Source organism: Mitsuaria sp. TWR114, assembly GCF_007997345.1.
Genome location: NZ_VOSR01000276.1, coordinates 1 through 787, shown reverse-complemented (window position 1 = coordinate 787; position 787 = coordinate 1). Strand labels below are relative to the sequence as shown.

The 787-nt window shown below is 75.2% G+C and carries 1 protein-coding gene; it reads right to left on the bottom strand.

What is annotated here, in order from left to right; all coding sequences use genetic code 11:
* A partial coding sequence (locus tag FUT87_RS28690) for a DUF4148 domain-containing protein (RefSeq protein WP_186830495.1) occupies positions 1-282 on the bottom strand: 282 nt, incomplete at its 3' end.
* Between the last annotated feature and the right edge of the window lie 505 nt (positions 283-787).

The window sequence follows — 787 nt, the reverse complement described above, 5'->3', positions numbered from 1 at the left end:
CGGCAGGCCGCGCAGCGCCAGGTAGCGCCGGCGCGCCTCCCGCCAGGCCGCGGTGCCGACCTGCGACTGCGAGTCGTCGCGCTCCAGCGCGGCCAGGCCGGACTGCTGGTAGGCGGCCAGGTCCTGCTCCACCTGCGCGCGGGTCACCGGCGCGGCGGCGGCGGGTTCGCCGGCGAAGGCGACCGACATCAGACCGGCCAGCAAGGCGCCGCCGAAGGTGAGGGCCAGCACCAGGCGTTGCGGCTGGAAGCGCGGACGGAAAGTCATTGGGGACGGATTCATCTGGAACTCCTTGGATCGGGGTTGCCCGGCGGCACGGGCCCGCCACCCTGTGCGGCGGACCGCCGACGGGACGGCGGATCGCGGTGCGCCGGGTCCGGGGACACCGTCTCCGCGATGGGATCGATCGGACCAGAGCGCGGCCCGCCGGCCTATCCGACCGAGCGGCGGTCCTTCCCATACCTGGGTTTCATCCCTCCCCTTCCCAGGGCGACGCGTCCGAGACCCGCGCTCCGCCCTCCTCATCCCTTCGCACAGGATGTCCCGGCGCCGCGCCTGGCCGGCCGCGCAGGCGCGGATCCGACCGCCCCGCCCATCGACGCGAGCCGAGGCCACGGTCAGGCGTCCGCCATCGCCGCGACGCCGGCGGGATGCGGCGCCGTCGGCGTGCTCCGTGCGCCGGCACTCGGCAGTTGCAAGGTGACCAGCGTGCCGCCCTCGCGGCCCGGCTCGAAGGCCAGCGTGCCGGCATGGGCGTCGACGATGGACTTGCAGATCGCCAGCCCCA